This is a genomic window from Paractinoplanes pyxinae (genome assembly GCF_026626335.1).
Lineage (GTDB): Bacteria > Actinomycetota > Actinomycetes > Mycobacteriales > Micromonosporaceae > Actinoplanes > Actinoplanes pyxinae.
The window spans coordinates 169,896-188,206 of record NZ_JAPNTZ010000005.1 but is presented as its reverse complement, the minus strand read 5'-3'; the positions used below and the strand labels follow the sequence as shown (position 1 = coordinate 188,206).

At 70.8% G+C, this 18,311-nt stretch carries 15 protein-coding genes; 7 read left to right on the top strand and 8 right to left on the bottom strand.

Annotated elements, in window-relative coordinates; all coding sequences use genetic code 11:
• Nucleotides 1-25: 25 nt before the first annotated feature.
• The 5 genes from OWR29_RS15215 (at nt 26) to OWR29_RS15195 (ending at nt 5,374) form a co-directional block, all read left to right on the top strand.
• A complete protein-coding gene (locus tag OWR29_RS15215; protein ID WP_267563465.1) occupies nt 26-679 on the top strand; it encodes a PASTA domain-containing protein in 654 nt (217 codons plus the stop codon).
• Entirely contained in the window at nt 667-2,598 is a 1,932-nt protein-coding gene (locus tag OWR29_RS15210) for a 5'-methylthioadenosine/S-adenosylhomocysteine nucleosidase family protein (protein WP_267563464.1), read from the top strand. Before OWR29_RS15215 ends, OWR29_RS15210 begins: the two co-directional genes overlap by 13 nt.
• A gap of 174 nt (nt 2,599-2,772) precedes the next feature.
• Nucleotides 2,773-4,173, top strand: coding sequence for a M28 family peptidase (locus OWR29_RS15205; RefSeq protein ID WP_267563463.1), 1,401 nt, complete (start codon nt 2,773-2,775; stop codon nt 4,171-4,173).
• A 72-nt stretch (nt 4,174-4,245) separates the two neighbouring features.
• Nucleotides 4,246-4,944, top strand: coding sequence for a DUF998 domain-containing protein (locus tag OWR29_RS15200; RefSeq protein WP_267563462.1), 699 nt, complete (start codon nt 4,246-4,248; stop codon nt 4,942-4,944).
• Complete coding sequence (locus OWR29_RS15195) at nt 4,892-5,374, top strand: NUDIX hydrolase (RefSeq protein WP_267563461.1); 483 nt, start codon at nt 4,892-4,894, stop codon at nt 5,372-5,374. The genes OWR29_RS15200 and OWR29_RS15195 overlap by 53 nt, the downstream gene beginning before the upstream one ends.
• Here OWR29_RS15195 and OWR29_RS15190 read toward each other — a convergent pair.
• The 5 genes from OWR29_RS15190 to OWR29_RS15170 form a co-directional block, all read right to left on the bottom strand.
• A complete protein-coding gene (locus tag OWR29_RS15190) occupies nt 5,369-6,154 on the bottom strand; it encodes an arylamine N-acetyltransferase family protein (RefSeq protein ID WP_267563460.1) in 786 nt (261 codons plus the stop codon). The genes OWR29_RS15195 and OWR29_RS15190 overlap by 6 nt on opposite strands.
• Before the next feature lie 666 nt (nt 6,155-6,820).
• Nucleotides 6,821-7,591, bottom strand: a complete 771-nt coding sequence (locus OWR29_RS15185) for an SAM-dependent methyltransferase (RefSeq protein WP_267563458.1) — start codon at nt 7,589-7,591, stop codon at nt 6,821-6,823.
• A gap of 1,756 nt (nt 7,592-9,347) precedes the next feature.
• Nucleotides 9,348-10,622, bottom strand: coding sequence for an ABC transporter permease (locus OWR29_RS15180; protein ID WP_267563457.1), 1,275 nt, complete (start codon nt 10,620-10,622; stop codon nt 9,348-9,350).
• Nucleotides 10,619-11,311 (bottom strand): ABC transporter ATP-binding protein, encoded by a 693-nt coding sequence (locus tag OWR29_RS15175; protein WP_267563456.1) that lies wholly within the window; start codon nt 11,309-11,311, stop codon nt 10,619-10,621. Before OWR29_RS15175 ends, OWR29_RS15180 begins: the two co-directional genes overlap by 4 nt.
• Entirely contained in the window at nt 11,308-12,321 is a 1,014-nt protein-coding gene (locus OWR29_RS15170) for an efflux RND transporter periplasmic adaptor subunit (protein WP_267563455.1), read from the bottom strand. Before OWR29_RS15170 ends, OWR29_RS15175 begins: the two co-directional genes overlap by 4 nt.
• A gap of 121 nt (nt 12,322-12,442) precedes the next feature.
• Here OWR29_RS15170 and OWR29_RS15165 point away from each other — a divergent pair, with 121 nt between their 5' ends.
• Nucleotides 12,443-14,041, top strand: coding sequence for a methyl-accepting chemotaxis protein (locus OWR29_RS15165; protein WP_267563454.1), 1,599 nt, complete (start codon nt 12,443-12,445; stop codon nt 14,039-14,041).
• A 48-nt stretch (nt 14,042-14,089) separates the two neighbouring features.
• On the opposite strand, the gene OWR29_RS15160 is transcribed toward OWR29_RS15165, so the two are convergent.
• Nucleotides 14,090-15,061, bottom strand: a complete 972-nt coding sequence (locus OWR29_RS15160) for a pectate lyase family protein (RefSeq protein WP_267563453.1) — start codon at nt 15,059-15,061, stop codon at nt 14,090-14,092.
• A 283-nt stretch (nt 15,062-15,344) separates the two neighbouring features.
• Here OWR29_RS15160 and OWR29_RS15155 point away from each other — a divergent pair, with 283 nt between their 5' ends.
• Entirely contained in the window at nt 15,345-15,731 is a 387-nt protein-coding gene (locus OWR29_RS15155) for an HPF/RaiA family ribosome-associated protein (RefSeq protein ID WP_267563452.1), read from the top strand.
• A gap of 6 nt (nt 15,732-15,737) precedes the next feature.
• Here OWR29_RS15155 and OWR29_RS15150 read toward each other — a convergent pair whose 3' ends face one another.
• Nucleotides 15,738-16,361: a response regulator gene (locus OWR29_RS15150; RefSeq protein WP_267563869.1), complete on the bottom strand. Its 624-nt coding sequence runs from the start codon at nt 16,359-16,361 to the stop codon at nt 15,738-15,740.
• A 20-nt stretch (nt 16,362-16,381) separates the two neighbouring features.
• On the bottom strand, nt 16,382-18,301 hold the full coding sequence (locus OWR29_RS15145) for a sensor histidine kinase (protein WP_267563451.1): 1,920 nt from the start codon (nt 18,299-18,301) through the stop codon (nt 16,382-16,384).
• Nucleotides 18,302-18,311 lie beyond the last annotated feature (10 nt).

Genomic DNA, 18,311 nt, shown 5'->3' with positions numbered 1-18,311 from the left:
ACCTAACTCTCCCCGAGGTGACCAGGTGCACCAACCCCTTCGAGTGCTGGCGTCGATCGTTCTGGCCGTCGCGGCCGCCGGCTGCTCGTCGCCCGAACCGGACGTCGCGGCGCCGCCGCCGGCCGCGGTGACGCCGTCCGCGGTGGCGTCCGGGGCGGCCTCCGCTGTTCCCTCCGCGGCGGTCGGCGGCGGAACCGTGCCCGACGTGACCGGCCGCCGGCTGTCCGAGGCCGAACAACTGCTGGGCGACGCCGGCTTTTCCTCCGTACGGGCGGTTGACGGCACCGGAGCGGGCCGGCGCATCCTGCACAAGGACAACTGGGTGGTACAGAGCCAGGACCCGCCGGCCGGCAGCGAGGCGGCGGCCGGGCTCGCAATCACGTTGAGCGCCCGCAAGCCCACCGACGGCCAGGCCGAGCCGACCTCGGCCCGGGGCGTCGTGCCGGATGTCGTCTGCCAGAACCTGCAGACCGCCCAGGAGGCCTTGCGCGGCGCCGGCTTCTTCGTCATCACCTCGAAGGACGGGCTGGGTCAGGGACGCCTGGCCGTCGTCGACCGCAACTGGGTCGTGCTGGGCCAGTCGGCCGAGCCCGGCAGCAGCCCCGAGCCGACCGAGCTCATCACGCTGACCGTCGTCAAGTACGGCGAGCCGACCGGGACGTCCGGATGTCCGAGCTGACCCTTCCCGGCTGGGCCGAGTGCCGGGCGGCCGCCGAATCGGTGGAGTTCTCGCCCCGCGGGCGGCAGGTTCTCGCGATCGTCCGGCCGCGCGGGCCGTTCGGGCTGCTGCGCCGGCGCGGCCCGCTGGCCCTGCAGCTCTACGTGGCCGCCCGCGACAACCTGCTGGTCTGGCAGGGCCCGGACTCCCTGGCCCTGTTGCAACCGCCGGCCGAGAAGCGGTCGCCGCTGACCGCACCCGGCCTCCGCCTCGGCGTCCTGAGGGCGCTGGTGCGCCAGTGGGACACGATTCTCTACGCCGGACCGGCGCTCCTGCTGCTCGGCGGGGCCGGTGTCGCCGCTCTGGCCGTGGCCGGTGGCGCGGGCCGCGACGTGGGCTTGCTGGGCGTGGCGCTGGCGCTCGGGTCGATGCTCTACATCCTCGTCTGCATGGTCAGCGTGGTCGTCACCGCGCTGGTGCGGATGGTCGTGGGCCTTGCCCGGGGCGCGCCGAAGGCGGATCAGGTGGCCGTCGAGACCCTGCCCGGCCGCCGGTGGACCCTGGTGCTGGGCCACCACGTCGCCCGCGGTCCGGCCGGGCCGCTGCTCGACGCGGTCGACCGTCACCTCGAGCGGATCCTCGTGCGCAAGACCGAGGAGGAGGCCGAGGAGCGCGGTGTGAAGATCGTGACGGCCGTCGTGACCGAGAACGTGGTGGTGCTGCGCGGCGCGGCCACCAGCGAGCCGATGCGGGAAGCCATGGCCGGCTGGACCGAGCAGCAGCACGACGCGCCGATCGCGGTGCGTCTGTCGGAGTACCGGCCGGACGCCGCGCCGGCTCGCATCTTCGAGTCCGGTGGTTTCCTCGCCTGGTACCTCGGCGGCTCGGCCGTCGTGCTGGTGGTGCTGGCCTACGCGGTGGCCGAGTGGGAGCGCGAGGCATGCGGCAGCGACTGCGACGGGCGTCCGGCTACCTACGGCTCGGCGCTGCGCTGGCTCCTGCAACGGCTTCTGCTCTCCGACCCGTACGGTATCGGCCCGGCCAGTCGTCCCGCCTGGATCGTCGGCTGGCTGGTCAGCGTCCTGGCCGTCACCGGCCTGTTCGTCGCCGTGGCGGCGCTGCAACAGCGGCTGCGCCACCGCCGGGCCCAACTCGCCCTCTTCGACCGGAGGAACTCCGCTCTCATGCCCACCCACACGCTGATCATGGTCGCGACGGACGCCGAGCATCGGGCGGTGAGCGCCGCGGTGCACGCGGTGAACCACACTCCGCCCCGGGAGGAGTTCCAGCCGAGCCAGGTGGTGACCCGGCTCGGTACGATCGGGCGCACCCGGATCTCGCTGGCCCAGGTCGAACCGGGCAACGTCAATCCCGGAAGCGCTGCGATCTCGGCCGCCGCGCTGGTCACCCGGCTCCAGCCCGACTTCCTCATCCTGACCGGGATCTGCTTCGGCCTGCGCGAGAAGGAGCAGGAGATCGGCGACGTGCTCGTCTGCACCCAGTTGCGGGCGACCGGCCAGCGCAAGATGGCCAAGTCGGAGGACGGCGGGACCGTCGAGATCATCCGGGGCGACTCGGTGACGGCGTCACCGATGCTGCTGGGCCGGCTGCGGGCCGCGGCACGGCAGTTCGACGCCGGACCGGCCGTCCACTTCGGGCAGATGCTGTCGGACAGCGTCCTGGTCAGCTCCCGGCAGTATCGCGACGAGCTGCACGAGAAGCATCCGGACGCGATCGGCGGCGACATGGAGGGCGCCGGCGTCTACGCCGTCGCGGCGCAGGCCAAGGTCGACTGGGCCCTCGTGAAGGGCATCTGCGACTGGGGCTTCGACAAGACCGACGAGTTCCACCGGCTCGCCGCCGAGAACGCCGCCGCCGTGGTGGTGCAGGCGGCGGCCATGGGGGCTTTCGACCAGGCGCCGGCCCACGGCGCCCTCTGAGACACGTACGGGGAAATGGGAACTTCTCGAGGTGGTCACCACGCGTAGCCGGTACGCTGCGTCTATTGAAGAACAGCGATGGACACCATAGGTTCATCAGTCACGGGGAGCGGCGGCCCGACCACGGCCCCGCGTTCTCGCCGGATCACGAGCCGGATCGACGAGGAGGAACCTTTGGAGACGCACGAGCGCCCGTCCGCGGTCAGCCGCCGGCGCATGCTGTCCGTCGCGCTGGGTGGCGCGGCCGCGGTCACCCTGCCCGCGCCCGCCTGGGCCGCCACCGGGCAGCGTCCCGGCGCCGCCCGGCCGCCCGCCCTGACCGGCCGCGACATCGACGTGGCCCAGCGGGTCTCGGCGGAACGCGCCCTGGCCCACCTCAAGGTGTTGTCGATCGGCATCGGGCCGCGCATCGGCGGCACCCGGTCCGAGCTGGTGGCGGCCAAGTACATCGCCGGCGTGCTCGACGTGCTGGGCTACGACGTCGAGCTGCAGCCGTTCCCGGTCGCCGACAAGTTCCTGGCCCAGCTCGGCTCGCCGCGCGGGCTGCCCACCGACCTGAACTGGCAGTGCGGCGCCTCGCCGCACGCGGCCCTGGACGTCAAGGTGCGCGGCGACGTGCTCGACGCCAAGGCGGGCGGCGAGGCCGACTACCCGGCCGACGTCAACGGCAAGATCCTGCTCATCGACTACTCGGCCGACACGCGCGAGCAGGTCGTGGCCCTCGCGGTCGCCCGCAACGCGGCGGCGGTCATCTTCCTGCCGGTCGACCTGGTCGAGCCCCGCCGCGCCTCGGCCTTCAGCCCGCAGCTGCCGGGCCTGGCCACCACCCCGGCGCCCATCCCGGTGGTGGGCGTGGCCCAGGCCCAGAAACACCGTTTGCGTACGCTGCTCGCGTCCCGCCGCTTGACGCTGACCCTGTCCACGGCCGCCCACCGCAACCTGACGTCGCACAACGTGATCGCGAATGCGCCGCGCCGCACCACGGGCGGCCCGGTCGTGATGGTGAGCGCCCACTACGACACGGTGATCGGCGCCCCCGGCGCGAACGACGACGGCTCGGGCACCGTTCTGTGCCTCGAGCTGGCCCGCGCCCTGCGCAGGCTGCCGGCCAACGCGCAGCTGCGGTTCGCGCTGTGGGGTTCCGAGGAGCAGGGCCTGATCGGCTCCCGCTACTACGTGGCCCAGCTGCCCCAGGCCGAGCGGGACCGCATCCTGGCCGTCTACCAGAACGACATGGTGGCGACCAGCTGGGACCCGGCCACCCGCTACTGGCTGCTGTCGTTCGACGGCCTGGCCAACCGCGCGACCGACGGCGTGGCCGCGGCCGCCGCGCGTCTCGGCTACACCCCGCGGATCTCGCCGGTCACCCTGCGCGGCTCCAGCGACCACCAGAGCTTCCAAGAGGTGGGGATCGCCGCGGCCAACTTCTCGTGGCGTGGCGAGGAGTCGCCGGCTCTGCTCGAGCCGCCGTACCACAGCCCCGAGGACACGATCGCCAAGAACATCAGCCTGGAACGCCTGCAGGTGTCCCTGGAACTGATCGGCTCGGCCGCGTACGCCACCGCCACCGCTTAGTTCTCGGTGCGGCCACGCTCTTCCTTGGGGCGTGGCCGCAGCCGGGTTGCGGGCCGGTGACAGGCTGCGGTTGTGCTGTCGACGCGCGCCGCCCGGATGCTTCCGCTGGCGTGCGTCGTGGCGGCGGTGCAGATGGCCGTCTTCGTCACCGTGGCCGGTGCGGTGCGGCCGGGCTACGACTCGAGCCGCAACTGGATCAGCCAGTTGTCACTCGGCCCCGGCGGCTGGTTGGCCGATGTGAATCTGGCTCTGTGCGGGCTGTGGCTGCTCCTGGGCGCGGTGGGGCTGCGCCGGCAACTGACCGGCTCGGGCGCGGCGGCTGGGCTCGTCGGGTGGTGCGGGGCCTGCCTCGTCGTGCTGGCCGTGCTGCCGACCGACGCCGGCATCGGGTATCCGCCCGGCGTGCCCGAGGCGCACACCCCGATCGGCTTCGCTCATCAGCTGGTGGCGGTGACGCTCGGCCTGGCCGGCGTCGTGGCTGCGGCCCGGCTCGGGCTGGCCGTCCGACGACCGTACGCGGGAAGGGTTGTCGCTTGGATCATGGGGCTCACATTCGTGGCGGCCAGTGTGCTGGTGGTGCTCGACGACGCGGGCGTGTGGCCGGGCAATCCGAGCGGCGCGCTCGAGCGGGTCGCGCTGTTCATTGGCCTGGCCTGGATCGGCGTGGTCGCGCACGAGGTGACATCATCACCCGTTCGCGCGTACGACAGGAGTCCGCATGCCGCTGAACCTACGAATGTCCGCCCGCGCGATCATTCTCGACGAGGATGACCGCGTCCTGCTGTGCCGGTTCGTCGTCCCGCATCCCGCGGTTCCCGAAGGAGCACCGGCCGTCTGGTCCACTCCCGGCGGCGGCGTGGAACCGGGCGAGGACGGCTTGACCGCGCTGCGACGGGAGCTGCGCGAGGAGACCGGCCTGGTCACCGCTGCGGACCCGCCGCACGTCTGGCATCAGGTGATCGTCGACGCCGGCTTGATCAACGACTACTTCCTCGTACGCACCACTCACTTCGAGCCGCGGGGCGAGTTCACCGACGAGCAGATCGCCGCCGAGCACATCGCCGGCTTCCGCTGGTGGGCGCTCTCCGAGATTACTCGCTACAGCGGACCCGACCTGTTCTCACCCCGCGACCTGGTCACGCCGCTGACCGCCCTGCTCACGACCGGCGTACCCGCCGCCCCGATCCTGCTCGGCCTATGAGGCGTCATCCGGGCGCACAACGCGAGGCATTTCCGTGAGTACGATGCCGAAGTGTTCGCGATAGGCCGCGAGCACTTGTTCGTCGGTGCCGAGCGTCGTCTCCGTCCGCTCACCGCCGCCGGTCCGGATGAGCGTCCGCCCGCTGAGCGACACCCGCCCGTCCCCGTCGAGCCGCGAACACACCGTGCTACGCCCGAAGTGCGACTCCGGCGACGTCGCATGCCACCAACACGTCGGCCGGAAGTCGGCGAGCTCCCGCGCCCGCTGTTCGACCCGATACTGAGGCACCCCGTCCAGCACGACGTCCACATCACCGCCCGGCAGCTCGACCAACGTGAACACCCCAGCCGGATCCCCTTGGTTCACCCGGCTGCGAAAGTCGAGCGGTTCCACGCTGTTCCGCCCGAATCCCACGTCGGCCAGCCAGGGCCCGTCCCCATCGGCCGCCGTTACCAGCAGGGCCATGTGATCGAAGGGCGGCCCCATCCGCCCGCTCCCGCTGTGCACCCGCGCCCCGACCCGCTCGACCTGGAAGCCGAGCGCCTCGAGCAGGAGCGCAAACGTCCCGTTGAGCTCGTAGCAGAAGCCACCTCGCCGACGCCGCACGACCTTGTCGAACAGTGCTTCCGGCTCCAGCACGATCCGCTCACCCAGATGAATGCTGAGGTTCTCAAACGGCACGGTTTGGAGGTGCGCCCGATGCAACAAGCGCAACCCTCGCACGTCAGCACCCACCCCATCCCCGACGCCGATCCGATCCAGATACGCAGTGACGTCCATTTACCCACCCTAAGCGCGCCCCGCCTGTTCCTGGACGGCTCACCATCGAGCTGGTTCCGCCCGCCGTCCACGCCGCCCGTGCCGCTCGTCCGTGCCGCTCGCGCCGCTTGTCCGTGCCGCCCGTGCCGCTCACCTGTGGCGCTCGTTCGTGCCTTTCGTTCGTGCCGCTCGCGCCGGTTGTCCGTGCCGCCCGTGCCGCTTGTCTGTACCGCCCGCGCCACTTGTCCGTGCCGCCGCTCGTCCGCGCTGCCTGCGCCGTTCGTGCCGTCCGCGCCGCTCGCCTGTGCCGCTCGTCCGTGCCTTTCTTTCGTGCTGCTCGCGCCGCCTGCGCCGCTTGTCAGTGCCGTCCGTGCCGCTCGTCCGCGCTGCCTGGGCCGCTCGTGCCGTCCGCGCCGCTCACCTGTGCCGCTCGCGCGGCTTGTGCGTGCCGTCCGCGCCGTTCATGCCGCCCGCGCCGCTTGTCCGTGCCGCCCGCGCCGCTCGTCCGTGCCCTTCGTCCGCGCCGCTGGCCGTCCTGCCGTCCGCCCGCTGTGCCGCCGCCCGGCGTGGCCGCCCGGGCCACGCCGCCGCCTGCCCGCGCCGCCCCGGCCGGTCGGGGGAGCCGGGCCTTGGGGGAGCCGGCGGGGCCCAGGCCGGTTGCCTGTCCGGCGGACGTAGTGATGCGGCTCAGGGCTTACGGGCTACGGCGGCGTATTCGTCAGTCGCTCGAAGCTCATCAGGCGACGCGTCCTCCGGCGGTCGCCAACGGGCGCAGGGCACGAGCCCCGGCGGCAGCACTTCGAGACCTTCGAGGAAGCGAGCCAGCTCATCGGGGTGACGCAGGTGATAGGAGAGGGGCGCGTTAGCGTTCCAGACACCGATGGCCGCTTCGAACGCCGCCCCGTCGATAACGTTGGTGCCGTCCGCCGTGACCAGAAAACTCCCCGACGGCAACGGCGCCATCAGCCCCCGAACCACCGCCACAGCCTCATCCAGCTCAGCAACGTGGCCGAGGATGTTGGTCAGGATCAACCCCACCGGCCGCTCAAGGTCAAGCCCAGCCGACGCAATGATCGACCCCGGCTCACGCAGGTCGGCGTCCAGGTACACGGCCTCCCCGCCCAGCACGTCACGAGCGTGCGCCAAGACCAACGGATCGTTGTCCACGTAGACAACTTGAGCGTCCGCAGCAACACCCCGAGCAATCTGATGAGTGTGCTCAGCCGACGGAATGCCAGTCCCCACGTCAAGGAACTGCCGCACCCCTTCCTCTTCCGCCAGGTAGGTCACCGCCCGCTTGAGAAACGCCCGCGAGCTACGCGCCACCACCACGATGTCCGGGTAGAACGCCGCGAAGTCGTCCCCCACAGCCCGATCCGCCGCAAAGTTATCCGTCCCACCAAGCCAGTAGTTCCAAACCCGAGCAGAGTGCGGAACCCCGTTATCAAGCTGAGTCATGCGCAAAGTCTAGTTAGGACAAACGCCACGGTGAACGCCTACCGCGCGCCGCCCACCGATCAACCTCCCCACCGGCCCACCCCTCAACTCCAAGCATTGGCGCAAAGTGATCACCACGGCCATCCCGCCTTCTGCGACACAGCATCCATCCGCGTCTGAGCGTCGAGCCGGAGTCCGACCGTCCGCCATCGACCGTCTTGGACGAAGCTGAGCGTTTCGCTGTCCCAAACTGCACGCTGTTGAGCGTTTCCACGCGTGCGTAGGCCAATAGGCCATCCAGCCGGCCACGGCTGCACGTCGTTGCACATGAGAGCAGCCAGACGCCGAGCTTGCTGACCTGCGATTGATTGTTCGCGCGTGTACGAGCTGCGGCCGGCTGTCGAGTGGCCCCGGATGAGCGTCTTGCTCGAAGCTGAGCACTTGGCTGGTCGTCGAGCAGCCGGAGCTGAGTGTTTGCGCGTGGCTGAGTGTCTGGCTAATCGTCGAGTGACTGCAGCTGAGCGTTTTGCTCGAAGCTGCGCGTTTGGCTGGTCGTCGAGTGGCCGTTGTTGAGCGTTTTGCGCGTGGCTCAACTTCTAGTTGTTCGTCGCTGCACGCTCGAGAGCGTCGTTGGACGCGGGGCGTGTTGTTGGCCGTCTGGCTGATAGCGGCTGCTGCAGGTAGGAGCGGCCTGTCGCCATGAGTTCGGCTACGGCCTTGCGAGCAAACTGTGGCCGTGCGGGCGGGCTGGCCGTCGGGTCGGCTGTAGTTGTGCGAGTGGCTGTGGTCGTGCGGGTGCGCTGTGGGCTGTGCGGGCGGGCTGGCCGTCGGGTCGGCTGTGGTTGTGCGAGCAAACTGTGGCCGTGCGGGCGGGCTGGCCGTCGCGTCGGCTGTGGTCGTGCGAGTGGCTGTGGTCGTGCGGGTGCGCTGTGGCCGTGCGGGCGGGCTGGCCGTGGGTCGGGTGTGGTCGAGCGGCTGGGCTGTGGTTGTGGGTGAGCTGTGGCCGTGCGGGTGGGTTGTCGCCGTGTGAGCGGCTGTTGCGGTGTCGACGGCTGGCTGGTTGTCGGCAGTCCGCGGTTGCGCGTTGCTGTTCGTGTGACCGGACCGGTGGCTTTGGGGGCGGCTGTGGCTGAGGATTTGTGGGTCGTGGAACAGAGAGTTAGCCGAGCCGTGGGCGGTCACGATTTCTGACGGCGGTGAACCGTGCGATCGGGCGGTCTTCGCCAGGTCGCGACCGCGACCGGCACGGTGCGAACGCGCGACCCACCACCCAGGTCCGCCCGGGTGAGAAAGACGCCCAGCTTCGTCCACAGCGCGGCAGCCAGACCACCCCGCCGTACGGGTTTCCCCAGCTGGGCCATGCAGTCAGAGAAGCGCCGACCACGACGCTAGGGCGAGATTAGACCATGCAAGGACGGGTCCGAGGGTGAGCACGCAAGGCGTAGAGACGGTTTTCCAGCCTGGCGTGCTCACCCTCGGACCCGTCCGTCCCAGCGTAAGAAACGCGGTCTTGACCGACGCCACCGCAAGCGATTTGCGGTGTTGACCGACGCCGGCGTGAGCGATTCGAATCGTGACCGGCGCCGGCGCCGGCGTGAGCGAGTCGCGGTGCTGACCGACGGCTGACGTCGGCGCTAGCGGGACGCGGTGCTGATCGACCGGCGACGTCGACGATTCGCGGTGTCGATCGGCGGCTGACACCGAACCGAGCGAGCCGACCGACGCCCGGCGTCAGCAAGCGCCGGCTCGATGGAGGCCGGAACCGCAAACCCAGAACTCAGGCTCGCATTACCGTGGCGATCGGAATGCCGGCCGCTCGCAGCGCCGGGATGAAGCCGCCCAGCACCCCCGCTACCAGGCCGGCGATGATTCCGGCGACCCCCGCCTCCCACGGGAACTGCACGTCTTGCAGGATCGGCTCGGAATTGCCGACCATCATTGACACGACTCGCAGCCCGGCCACGCCGACCCCGATCGCTGCTGCCGCCGTGAACAGGCCGGTCAGCAGCGTCTCGACCAAGACGATGCCGGCCAGCAGGAACCTTGGCGTCCCCACGGCCCGGCGCAGCGCGAACTCTTCGACCCGCTCGCCTACGGTTGCCAGGCCCACGTTCAGGATGCCGGCCACGCCGATCAGCAGCACCAGCCCGGCCATTGCGAAGAACACGAGCTGCATCAGGTTCAGGGTCTTCTGCTGCTCTTTTCTGGTTTCGACCGTGTAGACGTACGGCTCGTTGCCCAGGGCCTTCAGTTTGCTGACCACCACCTGCTCGACCGGTGAACCCTGCACCATCATCATTCTGAGTTCGCTGTTGGTGTTCGGGTCGGCCAGTTTCGATGTCGGCAGCCAGGTTGCGAGCTCGTCCATGCGTACGTAGACCCGGGGTTGACTGTCTCCGTCGTCGACCACGCCGGTGAACTGGGGCGTGACGTTGTTCGCCGCTCCGCCTACTCGCATCTCGGCCGGCACCTTGTGGCGGTCGAACGCCTTGGCCGCCTCGCGGTTCAGCACGAGCCTGGGGGCCATCGCCGGCACCGTCGTGAAGTTGAGCCATTGGCCCGAGACCTGGTGGAACGGGCGGAACTGGCGGATGTCGCCGGTGAGCGCGGTCAGCCTGACCTCGACCGCCTCGCCTTTCGGGCCGCCCAGGGGTACGCAGCCGTTCTGGTCGCATTGCATCGGCGGGCCCCAGTCCTCGTCGATGGGGGAGCCGCCCGGGTTGACCGGTTGCACGCCGGGTTCGCCGATGATGCCGCTGACGGCCACCATCGCCACCGCGTCGGAGCGGCCGGCCACTGTGGACGTGACGATGTCGGCCGCTTCCTGCTGGGGCGGCATGTCCATGACTCGGGTGCCGTCGTAGCCGGCCGTCAATTCCAGGTCGGCCAGCAGTGCGCGTTCCGCGATGCTGGCGCCCGCCTGCACCACCACGACGGCCAGCACGCCGAGGAACAGGCTGATCATCGACAGGAGGGTGCGCAGTTTGCGGGCCCGGATGCCTTGCAGGCCGATGATCAGCGAGGACCGGAACCGGCCCGAGAACCTTCTCATCGCACGCCCGCCCGCTCGGTCAGCACCCCGTCGACGAGGTCGTGGATGCGGCCCATGCGCGCCGCGTGGTCGCGGTCGTGGGTGACCAGGATGAGGCCGCAGCCCCGGCGGGTCGCGGCCAGCAGGGCGTCGATGACGAGGGTGCCGGTTTCGATGTCCAGCGCGCCGGTCGGCTCGTCGGCCAGCAGGATCTTGGGGTCGCGGACGAGGGCCCGGGCGATGGCCACCCGCTGTTGTTCTCCGCCGGACATCTTGGCCGGCCGGCTCTTGGCCAGGTGCGCGATGCCGACTTCTTCGAGGGCCGACATGACCCGGTTCCGCCGCTGCCGGCGGGGCAGCCAGCCTTGCCCGTTGACCAGCGCCATCGCCACGTTCTGGGCCGCCGTCAGGTGTTTGAGCAGGAAGAACCGCTGGAACACGAAGCCGAAGTGGGAGCTGCGGAGCCGGGCCGCCCGCCTTTCCGGCAGCCGCCCGATCTCTTGCCCTTCCAGCTGGTAGCTGCCGGAGTCGGCCCGGTCGAACAGACCGATGACGCTGAGCAGCGTGCTTTTGCCGGAGCCGGACCGGCCGACGATGGCCAGGCTCTGCCCGGCTTCGAGGGTGAGGCCGACGCCGTCGAGGATGGTGCGCGGCTGTTCCTGGCCTTTGAGCACCTTGGTGATGCCGGCCAGTTCGATCAGCGCGCTCATCCGTTGGGGCCCTTGCCCGGTTCGGCGCCTTCCGCCGCCGCGGGCAGGTCGGGGCCCGGCACGGCGATGGTCTCGTCACCCTTGAGGCCGGACTTGATCTGGACGACCTTGCCGTCGGTGAGCCCGAGCACCACGTCCACCGTCTTGCGCTGCTGGTCCTTGCCTACGATGTCGACTTTGCCCTTGCCCTGGGTTCCGGCGACTGCCTCGACCGGCAGCACCAGCACCTTGGCCGCCTTGGCCGTCACCACCTGCAGTGTCACCGAGGCTCCGTTGATGAGTTTGACGTCCGTCGTCGGTACGCAGACCAGGCGCATCCCGGTTGCTTCGGAGCCCTCGCTGCCGCCTTGTTCCGGTTGTTCCGCCTCGGGCGGGGCCACCACCGGGGGAGCACCCGAGGCGCCGGGCGACGGCGTGGTCACGACCGGCGGCGGGGGCTCGGGGATGGTGCCGGCCGGCAGCGCCGCTATGGTGCCGAGCGCCGTACAGGAAAAGGGTCCGGGGCCGTTCTTGATCTGGGCGCGCACGTCGGTGACGGCGCCGGACACGCGGTAGGCCTGGGCGCTGTCGATCTCGGCCACGATGCCGTAGCCGGAGTGCCGGGCCGAGACGATGGGCATGCCGGTGGTGACGTCGGTGCGGTCGTCCATGAGGCGCCCGGCCAGGATCGAGTCCTTCGGGATCATCACCTTGCGCGGATCGCCGCTGTCGTCCCAGACGGTGGCCACCCACTTGGGCCGGACCGCGGCCGTGGTCGACGGCTTCTTGTCGAGGTAGCGCAGTTCGCCGTCGGCCGGGGCGACGATGCCGAACACCGGGTTGATGGCCACCGTGCCGCTCAGGCTGATCTTGTTGCTGAGGTCCTGCCGCTTCGGCTTGACCGTGGTGAGCACCGTGCCCCGCGCTTCCAGGCCGGGGGTGGACACGCTTTCCTCGCCCGAGTCGCACCCGCCGAGGACCGCGGCGACCAGCATCGCCACTCCCGCTCCGGTCACTCTGCGTGTGTCCACGTGTACCCCTTATGTCCGACCTATGGATCTCTCGGCGAGACCCGGCCGGGCAGAGGTTACAAGGACGGCGCAAGTGTCGATGTCCCAGCGGCGGAAGGCGGACGCGAAATACCTTCAGGTGATGACGAGGTGGCTCCGCGTGCTCGCGGATCTGGGCGTCCGGACGAAGATTCTCGGCGCCGTCTGTGTGGCCATCCTGGTGGCGGTGGTGGTCGGCGCGGTCGGGCTGAGCGCGTTGAGCCGGTCGAGCGACTCGGCCGAGACGATCTACGTCAGCAACGTGGCCGGGGTGAACGAGCTCGGCGATCTGCGGACGTCGCTGGCCAGCGCGCGGATGGACGCGGCCAACTTCATGATTTCGGCCACGGCGACTCTCAAGGAGCAGTACCGGCAGGCGTTCACGGCCGACTTCGCCGAGCTGCAGGACGCGTTGTCGGCCTACCGCAACAGCGATCCGGTGGTCGGGGACGCGGCGATCGCCGAGCTGGCCGACGACTTCGAGAACTTCCGGCAGATCGTGGAGAACCGGCTGTTCCCGGCCGGGGCCCGCAACGACCTGGCGGCCTGGCAGTCGGTGCGTGACTCGGAGCTGGCGCCGCTCATGAAAGAGGTCGAGGGCGACCTGATCGGCATGCGGGCGGCCGAGAACGCCGACGCCAAGGCGAATGCGGGCGCGGCCCGCGACGGTTACCACTCCAGCCGTACGGTGTCGCTGGTGCTGCTGATCGCCGGGGCGCTCATCGCGCTGGCGCTGGGCGCGGTGGTGGCCCGCCAGATCGTGCATTCGATGTCGCGCGTACGGCTGGTCTGCGAGGGCCTGGCCGAGGGCGACCTCACGCGGACGGCCGGGCTGACGTCCCACGACGAGCCGGGCCGCATGGGTCAGTCGCTGGACGCGGCGGTGTCCCGGCTGCGGGACACGGTGATGACCATCGACGGCTCGGCGGTGGCGCTGCGGGGCGCCTCCGAGCGCATGTCGGACGTGGCCACCGAGATCGCCGTCTCGGCCGACGCCTCCTCGGAACGGGCGCAGACCGTGTCGGCCGCGGCCGAGCAGATCTCGCGCAGCGTGGCCGCGGTCTCGTCCGGCAGCGACGAGATGGGCGCGGCCATCCGGGAGATCTCGCAGAACGCGTCCGAGGCGGCCCAGGTGGCCGGCGAGGCGGTCGGGCTGGCCGTCAGCACCTCGGCCACGATGACGAAGCTGGGCGAGTCGTCGGCCGAGATCGGCAACGTCATCAAGGTGATCACCGCGATCGCCGAGCAGACCAACCTGCTGGCTCTGAACGCCACCATCGAGGCCGCGCGGGCCGGCGAGGCGGGCAAGGGCTTCGCGGTCGTGGCGAGCGAGGTCAAGGATCTGGCCCAGGAGACCGGCCGGGCCACCGAGGACATCTCGACCCGGGTCGAGGCCATCCAGGCCGACACGTCGGGCGCGGTCACCGCGATCGAGGAGATCAGCCGCGTGATCGCCCGCATCAGTGACTTCCAGACGACAATCGCCTCGGCCGTCGAGGAGCAGACCGCCACCAGCGCTGAGATGAACCGGAGTGTGAACGAGGCTGCGGCCGGGACCGGCCAGATCTCCGGGAACATCGCCGGGGTGGCCGACGCCGCCCGCCGTACGAGTGAAGGCATCTCGCAGTCCCGTCAGGCGACCGCCGAGCTGGCCTCCATGTCGGGCGACCTGAGCGCGTTGGTGTCGAAGTTCCGGTACTGACCGCGGCTGAGTTCCCGCCCTCCCACGTGCGGGCGGGAAGTCGTACGGCTAGATCTTGCCGGTTCCCGCGCCGGCCGTGACGGTGGCCTTGACGGTGTTGTTGGCCTCGGGTGTGTACGAGTAGGGGATCGCCGCGACAGAGGCGCCGTTGCGGACCTGCTCGGTTCCCGAGTTCACCTTGTAGTTGTCGAGCACCTTGATGTTGCCCGGGTCGGAGTCGCCGGTCTGGGTGACCGTCGGGCTCTTCACGTTCTCGAAGTAGTTGCGCTCGACGAAGACGCCCGCGTTCTCGGTCGACGCGACGCCGTACGACCCGATGTTGCTGTAGTAGTTGTTGAGCACGTGCACCGGGTTGGCGAACCGCACGCGCGGGTGCCGCTGGTTGGTGCCCTCGAACCAGTTGTGCACGTAGGTCACCCGCAGGTGGCCGATGTCCTGCGAGCCGTTGCCGTCGTCGTGCCCGAGCAGCATCGACTTGTCGTGGTTGTGCAGCCGGTTCCACGACACCGTGATGAAGTCGGAGCCCCGCTTGATGTCGATCAGGCCGTCGTAGCCGCTGGCCAGGTCGTTGTGGTCGATCCAGACGTTGGTGGTGTTGGTCTGTACGTTGATCGAGTCGTCACTGGCGTTGCGGAACACCAGATTGCGGATGATCACGTTGCGGACGCCGGACAGGTTGAGCCCGCCGCCGGTGATGCCCGAGCCCGAGCCGACGCCGATGACCGTCTTGTTCGAGGCCACGTTGTACATGCCCGAGATCGGGATCAGGCCCGAGACGCGGACGGTCTGCGAGGTGCTGGAGCTGAGAGCCGACTTCAGCGCGGACGCCGACGTCACGGTGACGACGGTGCCCGACGATCCGCCGGACGTGCCGCCGTTGAGACCGGCGTAGCCGACCGGGCTGCTCTCGGCGGCCGACGCCTCGAGCTGGCCGACCCCGACGAGACCGCCGACCAGCAGGGCGCCGGCCGAGATCAGTGTCGTGCGGCGACGCCAGCCGGAGCGGGTGGTTGTGGACATGGACTTCCTCCGTACCTGGGGGGTGGGGCCGGCGCCGCGCGTCGGTGGAGGCGGGCGACGCCGGGCTGATCACTGCCAGGTAAGCGCTTACCTCGGCCGACCATAGGGCAGGCATTTATGAGTGTCAATGAAACTCGGAGGGCCTTTGCCGGCTGGTTCGACCAACCTTGTTAAACGGCGTGGTCAATCGGTAGCGGCCCGATCGGGCGACGGGTGTCGTTTGAGCGGCGCCCCCGGCGGGGAAGAGGATCAAGGTCAGAATCCACCGATTCGAGGAGTTGTGATGAGTGCGGTGACAGACCCCGCGACCGTGGGCCAGTGCCTGCGGGTCGGCGCCGGTTTCTCGCAGGGCGACCTGAACTGGATCGCCGAGCAGTTCGCCACGCTCGACGCGCGCCTGGCCGGCTTCCACGCGGACTCGACCGAGCTCGAGGTCTCGGTCAAGGACCGTGAGGCCCGCGGCCAGAAGGTCACGCTGGAATGCTGGATCGCCGGCCGTCAGAAGATCGTCACCACCTCGAGCGAGGAGGACCTGCACGCGGCGCTCAACGACGTGCGCGACGACCTGCGCCGCCGGCTGAACGACTCGAAGACCAAGCAGGAGCCGCGCCACAACCGCCACCTGCGGGAGCACGCGGACCTCGAGGGCGAGCCCGAGCTCGTCGAGTAGAACCCGTCAGCGCGGCCGGGCCAGGCCCAGGTCGTAGGCCACGATGGTGGCCTGGACCCGGTCGCGGACGCCGAGCTTCGGCAGCAGGGCGTTGACGTGGGCCTTCACGGTTCCGGCGGCGATGCCCAGCACCTCGCCGATCTCGGCGTTCGACCGGCCGGTGGCGATCTGGGTCAGCACGTCGCGCTCACGCGGGGTCAGGCCGGTCAGACGCGGGTCGTCGTCGCGGGCGGCGGTGACCGTGCCGGTGGCGAACGCGTCGATCAGGCGTTTGGTGACGGCCGGGCTGAGCATGGCCTCGCCCGCCGCGACAGTGCGGATCGCGGCCACCAGGGAGGCCGGGTCGGCGTCCTTCAGCAGGAACCCCGACGCACCCGCGCGCAGCGCCTGGAACACGTACGCGTCCTGGTGGAAGGTCGTCAGCACGATCACCCGCGGCGGGTTCTCGCCCGCGGTGAGCCGCGCGGTGGCGGTCAGGCCGTCCATGCCGGGCATGCGCACGTCCATCAGCACCACGTCGGGGCGCTCCCGGGCGACCAGGGCCAGCCCGGCCGCGCCGTCGCCGGCCTCGCCCACCACGTCGAGGTCGTCCTGCGAGGCGACGATCGCGCACAGGCCGGCCCGCACCATGGCCTGGTCGTCGACGACGATCACACGGATTCCGATGACGGCACCTCCGGGTTCCGCTGGGCCGGGCGCAGATCGTCGAGCAGGCCGCGCATCGCCGCCAGGGCCGCCTTGGCCGCGCCGACCACCCCGTCCAGATCCTGCCGGCCGGCCGCCTCGGTGACCTGCGCGGCCGAAGCCAGCACCGAGGCCTGCAGACCGGCCGCGACCCGGGCCCTTTCCGCACGGGCCCGCTGCTCGGCGTCGGCCGACACCACGGCCACCGCGCCTTCCTCGCTGCGCAACCGGTTCTCCCGGCGGCGCCGGGCACCCCAGCCGGCCAGCCAGGCCACGCCGAACGGCACGGCTAGAGCGAACCAGGCGCACACGGCGGTGAACACCACCAGCATGAGCGCCGGGGCCGGGCTGTCCGGGGGCGGCGTACCGGAATAGGCCTCGCCCGAGACGGCGAGCAGGACGGCGAAACCGGCGGCGGACGAGAACAGGACGGCGACGAGGCCGATCCAGGTGAGATCGAATCGGCGCGCGTACGCCGCAACCGCGTACACCGCGGCGGCGTCCGCACCGACGTTGAACACGAAGATCCACGTCTCGGCCGGCGGCACGACGTTCACGGCGGCCAGCAGCGGCCCGAGCCAGACGGTCAGCGCCACCGCGATCGCCGTCGTCCACGGGCGCTGCCGCCGCCACAGCAACGGAACGGCGTGCGCGACCACCGCCAGCAGCACCAGCGTGGCTGCCGAGCGGGAGACGGCCATGACGGCCACCCCGGACAGCGGCAGGAGCAAAGTCAGCAGGATCAGACCCGCGTCCAGGACGACCTGACTGCGCAGCCACACCCGGAGTCGCACCGGAGCCGCGACGGCCGGGAGCACCGCCCGCACCTGCCACCCACCCGCCGTACGGGGACCGGCCGTGACCGTCCCGCCCAGAGCCGCCGCCCGTTCGCGCATGCCGGTGAGCCCGCGGCCGCTGCCCAGCCCCTCGACCGGGGCCGCGGCGCCGTCGTCCTCGACCACCAGCGTCGCGCCCTTCTCGTCGTACGTACGGGAAACGCGCACAGTAGCCCCCGGCGCGTACCGCAGCGTGTTGGTCAGCGCCTCCCGCGCGATGCCGTGCAGCGCCTCGGCCTGCTCCGGCGGCGGTTCGCCGGTCACCTCGAGCTGCACGACCTGACCGAGCTGGCGGAAGTCGTCGGCCAGATCGGCCAGGCTGGTCGCCTCCTGCGCCTGGGGCAGCACGGCGACCAGCTGATGCAGGGCGGTCAGCGTCTCGCGGCCGGTGCGGGCGGCGAACTCGAGGGCGTCGGCGCGCAGCTGCGGCGTGCCGACGAACTGGGCGGCCGACGCGTTCACCACGATCGAGGTCAGGTGATGGGCGCTCACGTCGTGCAGCTCGCGGGCCAGGCGGCGCTGCTCGGCCGCGGCCGCGTCGCGCCGGGCCTGTTCGGCCTGCTCGAGCCGGTGGGCGGCCGCGTCCCGGTCGTCGAGCCAGCGCCGCCGCACCCGGCCGCCCGCCGCCACGATCGCGTAGAGGGCGAGCGAGACGAGGATGTCGAGCGGTTCGTCGTCGATGACCAGCACGGCCTGCACGACGAGAAGGCCGGCCACCACCAGCAGAGTCGTTCGGCGGGAGGTGCGCAGGGCCACGTGGAACAGGGCGACCGATTCCGCGGCGGCCAGCACGAGAAGGGCGTCGCCGGGGACGAAGTACTCCTGCTGCGGCGTGGCCCAGGTGCCGAGCGCGAGCGCGCCGGTGACGACAGCGGCCGCCACGACCGGCCGGCGCCGCCGCAGAACGAGGCCGCCGCAGACGACGGCCGTCACGGCGAGCCCGGCCGCCATCCGGGTCGGGTCGGCCCGGCCGAGGACGGGGGCGGGCCAGTACGCCAGCTGCGCCACCGCGAGCAGCGCGGGCAGCACCCAACTCCTCCAGCGACCCATGATGCGGACA